General features: G+C 67.7%; 3 protein-coding genes. 2 read left to right on the top strand and 1 reads right to left on the bottom strand.

Annotated features, from left to right (window positions below; genetic code table 11):
- Positions 1-168: 168 nt before the first annotated feature.
- Positions 169-2193 carry a TonB-dependent receptor gene (locus MTR62_RS19445; RefSeq protein WP_244024061.1) on the top strand — a complete coding sequence of 675 codons (2025 nt, stop codon included), beginning with the start codon at positions 169-171 and terminating at the stop codon, positions 2191-2193.
- 165 nt (positions 2194-2358) lie between these two features.
- Here the strand turns inward: MTR62_RS19445 and MTR62_RS19440 are convergent, their stop codons facing one another.
- Positions 2359-4518: a prolyl oligopeptidase family serine peptidase gene (locus tag MTR62_RS19440; protein WP_244024058.1), complete on the bottom strand. Its 2160-nt coding sequence runs from the start codon at positions 4516-4518 to the stop codon at positions 2359-2361.
- A 186-nt stretch (positions 4519-4704) separates the two neighbouring features.
- Here MTR62_RS19440 and MTR62_RS19435 point away from each other — a divergent pair, with 186 nt between their 5' ends.
- Entirely contained in the window at positions 4705-5319 is a 615-nt protein-coding gene (locus MTR62_RS19435; protein WP_244024056.1) for a TetR/AcrR family transcriptional regulator, read from the top strand.
- Positions 5320-5928 lie beyond the last annotated feature (609 nt).

Raw genomic sequence — 5928 nt, 5'->3', positions numbered from 1 at the left:
CGCCCCGCACGGCGCGCTGCGGCGGCGCATCCGGGGCCCGCCCGCGCACGCCGCCTGAACCCCACACACGTTTCATTTCCAGACGGCCCAGCCGGGCAAGAGACCCGCCGGGCATACATCTGCCCGATTGCGCAAGGCCGTCACCAGGTTCACGGAGCCCCCTTTCCCATGCGTACCCTGCTGCTTGCAGGCGCGGCGATCGCCGCCCTCTCCCCTTCGCTCGCGCTCGCGCAGAGCCCCTCCACGACGACCGCCAAGGACACCCCCGCCACCAGCCGCAAGGCCGATGCCGCCAGTGCCCCGATCGTCGTCACCGCCTCCCCGTTCGACGCACGAATCGACGAGACCCCCGCGATCACCGCCAAGGTCTCGGCCCAGTCGATGCTGCTGACCGGCGGCGCGAGCATTGCCGGCGCGCTGCAGGACGTGCCCGGCGTCGCCGCCAGCGGCTTTGCCGCGGGCGCCAGCCGCCCGATCATCCGCGGCATGGATTCGACCCGCGTGCGCATGCTTGAGAACGGCATCTCGAGCGCGGACGTCTCGGACATCGGCCCCGACCACGGCGTGCCGATCGATCCGCTCGCCGCCCGCTCGATCGAAGTCGTGCGCGGCGCGGGCACGCTGCGCTACGGCAGCCAGGCGATCGGCGGCGTGGTCAACGTGCTCAACAACCGCGTGCCCACGTTCCTGCCCACCGAGACGATTTCGGGTGAAGTCACCGGCAGCTACGGCACCGCCGCCGACACCGCGCAGACGTCCGCGCTGATCGACGCCAAGGCGGGCAACTTCGCGATCCACGCCGACGCCTTCTACCGCCACGCCGACGACTACGACACGCCCGACGGCACCCAGGCCAATTCCTGGTTCCATGGGCACGGCGAATCGGGCGGCCTGTCCTACTTCTTCGGCGACAGCCACATCGGCGCCGCGGTCGAACAGTACAACGCCAGCTACGGCATCCCGAGCGACGACACCCACATCGTCATGAAGCAGACCAAGTACATCAGCCGCGACGTCATCGACATCGACAGCGGCCTCCTCCAGACGCTGACCATCGACGCCGGCTACGCCGACTACCAGCACAGCGAGGTCGAGGACGACGGCACGATCGACACGACCTTCAAGAACAAGGAATTCGACGGCCACGCCGAACTCAAGCTCGGCGCGATCGGCCCGCTTTCGAACACCGCGGTCGGCTTCGAATACGGCCACCGCAAGTTCCGCGCGATCGGCGAGGATGCCTCCTACCTGTATCCGACCACGACCGAGAACGAGGCGGGCTACATCTTCACCGAAATGCCGATCACCGACAGCCTCAAACTGCAGGGCAGCGGGCGTATTGAACACGTCTCGGTTGCGGGCACTCCGGCCAGCGACATCCCCACCACGCGCGATTTCACGCCGGTGAGCGGCGCGATCGGGGCGCTGTGGACGGCCTCGAGCGCGATCAAGATCGGCCTCAATTTCTCGAGCACCGGCCGCGCGCCCGCGCAGACCGAACTGTTCGCGCGCGGTGGCCACGATGGCCCCAACACCTTCGAGACCGGCGATCCCACGCTCAAGATCGAGCGCGCCAATTCGCTCGAAGCGAGCCTGCGCGTCGACACCGGACGCCTGCGCTTCGAAGGCAGCCTCTACAGCACCTGGTTCAACAACTACATCTACGGCGAACTGACCGGGCGCACCTGCGATGATGACGGGGTCTGCACAGACGACGACAGCGGCGAGCTCAAGGAGCTCAACTACACCCAGCAGAACGCGCACTTCCGCGGCGCCGAAGGCCAGGCCAGCTACGCGATCGTCGACGACGACACCGGCGAGTTCGATTTCAAGGTCATGGCCGACTACGTGCGCGCCACGCTCGACGATGGCAGCAACGTCCCCCGCATCCCGCCCTACCGCGTGGGCGGCGGGTTCGACTGGAAGAGCAAGCCGCTCGATGCGGGCGTGATGCTCAAATACGTCGGCCGCCAGGACAAGTTCGGCGACTACGATACCGCCACCGGCGCGTATTATGATCTGGGCGCCCACATCGCCTGGCGCCCCTTCGCCGAGCACCAGGGGATCGAGTTCGCGATCGTCGGCCAGAACCTGACCAACGACGTCCAGCGCGACGCGGCGGCGTTCAACAAGGCCGAAGTCGAAATGCCCGGCCGCAACGTGCGCTTCGTGGTCAAGGTCGCCACGCTCTGACGAACCCCCGAAGGGCGCCGCGCCCGAAACCCGCGCGCCCTTCCGTTTCGGGCCCGGCCGTCAACGAGCGGCCGGGCCCGATCTGCGTTTGCCGATCCGATTTTTGCAGGATCCAGCGGCTAGCACCGCTCGCCCCCGAACGGCCAACCGCGTCGAACGAGCCGCTCAGTCGCCCAGCTTCTGCCACATGTAGGTCATCGTCAGCGCGGTGGTTCGGGCCGACTGCTTGATGTCCGCGCCCGAACCGTGCCCGCCCTCGGTGTTCTCGTAATAGTAGAACGGCAGGCCCATGCCTTCCATCTTCGCGGCGAACTTGCGCGCGTGCTGCGGGCCGACGCGGTCGTCCTTGGTGGTGGTGAAGATGAAGGGTTCGGGATAGGCAACCCCGCTCTTGAGGTTCTGGTAGGGTGAGAGTTTCTCCCAGAACGCGCGCACCGCCGGATCGGCATCGACATCGCCGTATTCGCCCTGCCACGAGGCGCCCGCCGCGATCTTCGAGATGCGGATCATGTCGAGCAGCGGCACTTCGATCAGCACCGCGTTCCACAAGTCGGGGTGCTGTTCGAATTCGACGCCCATCAGCAGCCCGCCGTTCGAGCCGCCCTCGATCCCCAGGTGGCGCGGCGAGGTAATCCGCCGCGCGATGAGGTCCTTGGCCACCGCCGCGAAATCGTCATAGACGATCTGGCGCCGGGTGGTCAGCCCGGCCTCGTGCCATTTGGGCCCGAATTCCCCACCGCCGCGGATGTTCGCGAGCACGAAGGCGCCCCCGCGCTCAAGCCACAGCTTGCCCCGCGTGCCCGAATAATAAGGCGTATTGCTGACCTGAAAGCCGCCATAGGCGGTCAGGATCGTGGGCGTGGTGCCGTCATAGGCGATGTCCTTGCGGTGGACCACGAAGTAGGGAATTCTGGTCCCGTCGCTCGAGGTCGCCTCGTGCTGTTCGACCACGTCGCGCGAAGCGTCGAACTTGGCCGGAAGCGTCTTGACCGCGCGCGCCGCGCCGGTCGCGGCGTCGGCAAGGTAGAGGCTCGAGGGATCGAGGAAACCGCTCGTACTGACGAAAGCACGGTCCGATTTCGTATCGACGGCCGCCACCCCGATGGTCCGGTTGTCGGGCAGCGCGAGCGGACTGCGCGTCCAGCCGCCGCCCTTGACCGGCGTGAACACCAGCGCGCGCCCGCGCACGTTTTCGAGCGTGCTGACCAGCAGCCTATCCCTGGTCGCGCTCACCCCGTCGAGCGCGTCGCGCGGGCCGGGCGCCCAGACGAGCTTTGGCGCAAGGTGCCCCGGATCGGCCAGCAGCGCGGCCAGATCGACCTCGGCCAGCGATCCTGCCGGAAGCGTCGTTCCAGCCGCCGTCCACGCCTCGTCGAGCTGGAAGATCACGCGTCCGGCGACGAGCGCGACCACGCTCACCTTGTCGGGGAGCGCCAGCCGCTCGGCGCCGCGCGCGGTGAGCACCACGCTCTGGTGATGGAACGTGTCGAGCGGACGCTCGATCACCGCGAGCAGGTGGCCGGCCCCGTCGTGCAGCACCATCGGCGTCACGCCGTAACCGCCGTCCACGGCTCCGCCCCGGTAAACCTCAACAGCGCTCGAAAGCGGCGCGCCGCGCGCGAGGCGCTTGACGATGAAGGGATAGCCCGAGGGGGTCAGGTCCTCCGGCGCCCAGTCGGTCGCCACCAGCAGGTGGTCCGCGTCCTGCCAGGCGACCCGGTGCTTGCCGCGCGGCAGGTGGAAGCCGCCCGGCACGAAAGCGCCGGTGTCGAGATCGAACTCGCGTACCTCGACCGCATCCTCGCCCCCGTCCGAGAGCGAGATCAGGCAGCGGCTCTGCGCGGGCTCGAGACAGTCGATGCCCTTGAGCACCCAGCTCCTGCCCTCGGCCTTGCCGAGCGCGTCGATGTCGAGCACCGTGGTCCACTGCGGGTGGGCGGAGAGGTAGCTGGCGAGCGTGGTCTTGCGCCAGATGCCGCGCAAGTGCGCTTCGTCGTGCCAGAAATTGTAGATTTCGCCGTGCAGGAAGCTGGGGGCGGGAATGCGGTCCTTCGCGCCCGCGATGCCGAGCGCCTCATCATAGAAGGTCTGGTAACGCGGGTCGGCCTCGAGCCGCTTGAGCGTCGCGGCGTTGTGCGCCTCGACCCATTGCATCGCGCGCGGCGAGGACACCGCCTCGAGCCAGAGATAGGGATCGCTCTTGGCGGCGCGTTCGCTCGCGCTTTCTCCGTCGGCCGCCTGCGCCCGTGCGGGCAGCGCCGCGCCCCACAGCCCCACAACGCTCGTCACCGAGGTCAGCATTGCCGCGTGCACGGCCCATCGCATCGCCATATCGTCTCACACCTGCCCTGAATTCGCCCAAGAAAACAGGTTCGCAGCGCCAATTGCAAGCCACAAGACGCTACGCTCGATCGAAACGCGAACGCCACGGCGCTGCCTTTCCGGCGACGCCGGCCCCTCGCGCATCATGTTACTGGACTGTTCAGACAAGCGCACTATATACCGCCTGGTATGAAATGTTCGTTCACCAGCACCAAGCCGCGCGGACGGCCTCGGGAATTCGATCCCGATGCCGCGCTGGGCAATGCGCTCAAGGTGTTCTGGAAGCATGGCTACGAAGGCGCCTCGCTCGCCGAACTGACCGAGGCGATGGGCATCACCAAGCCCAGCCTCTACGCCTGTTTCGGCAACAAGGAAGCGCTGTTCAAGAAAGCGCTGGACCTCTACGAGCGCGACAAGCTGGCCTATATCGGCAAGGCGCTCGAAGCGCCCAGCGCGCGCGGCGTGGCCGAACGCCTGCTCAACGGATCGCTCGAGACGTACTGCGGATCGGCCGGTGCACAAGGGTGCCTGGGCGTCATCAGCCTCGTCGCCAACACCACCGAAGCGGCCTCGATTCGCGAGCATGTCATCGCCCGGCGCAAATCGTCCGAGACCGCGCTGATCGCCCGCTTCGAACGCGCGCTGGCCGAAGGTGACCTGCCGCCGGGCAGCCGCCCCGAAGCGCTGGCGCAGTGCCTCTTCACGATCCTGCAGGGCCTCGCGGTCAAGGCGCAGGCCGACACCACCCGCGCCGAGCTCGAAATGGTGATCGGCACGTTCCTCGCGATGTGGCCCAGCCGCTGAGCGCCTGACGCGCCGCCCCATTCGGAGCCTCCGCCCGCCCGTTCGTCCGCCCGCCCGTCCGCCCGGCGCGCGAAAAATTTGCATTCACCGCGCGTTCAGCCCTTGAAATCGCCGCGCCGCAACAAACATACCGGCCAGTACAAAAAGCCGCTTGACGCGCTGCACCATTCCAATATATACCGCCTGGTACAGAACGAAGCCCTTCGACTCGTCACAACAGGGGAAGAGCCGATGAAACACCTCGCCATGCCGGATCGCACCGGCTGAACGCGGCTGCCTTGCGTCTTTGCGCGGGGCGTCGATCCACTCATTGCATGCAAAACCCCGGCCGGAGTGCGACCCGGCGGGCCGTTTCGCCACACCATTTGCCCCCTTCGCTTCCCGGCCGCTGCCGGCGGGAAACCCCGGCGCGCGCCTGATCCCCCCTGTCCCCCCGTCGGGGCGCGCGCCGGGCCTTCATTATCGGAGCATTCGTCATGGCCTTTCTCGATTGCCGGGATACGGCGCTTCATGCGCTGCCCAATTCCTACCACGCCGCCGCGCTGCCCGCGGCCCCCGCGCCCGCCCTGCGCCGCCCCGCCGCATTGGGCGACCTCAGCGAACAGCTCG

This window comes from Novosphingobium organovorum (assembly GCF_022832435.1).
Classification (GTDB): domain Bacteria; phylum Pseudomonadota; class Alphaproteobacteria; order Sphingomonadales; family Sphingomonadaceae; genus Novosphingobium; species Novosphingobium organovorum.
This window is presented reverse-complemented; position numbering and strand designations above follow the sequence as displayed.

Coding starts and splice junctions, on each gene's coding strand:
- MTR62_RS19445 (WP_244024061.1), top strand. CDS start 169: ATGCGTACCCTGCTGCTTGCAGGCGCGGCGATCGCCGCCCTCTCCCCT.
- MTR62_RS19440 (WP_244024058.1), bottom strand. CDS start 4,518: ATGCGATGGGCCGTGCACGCGGCAATGCTGACCTCGGTGACGAGCGTT.
- MTR62_RS19435 (WP_244024056.1), top strand. CDS start 4,705: ATGAAATGTTCGTTCACCAGCACCAAGCCGCGCGGACGGCCTCGGGAA.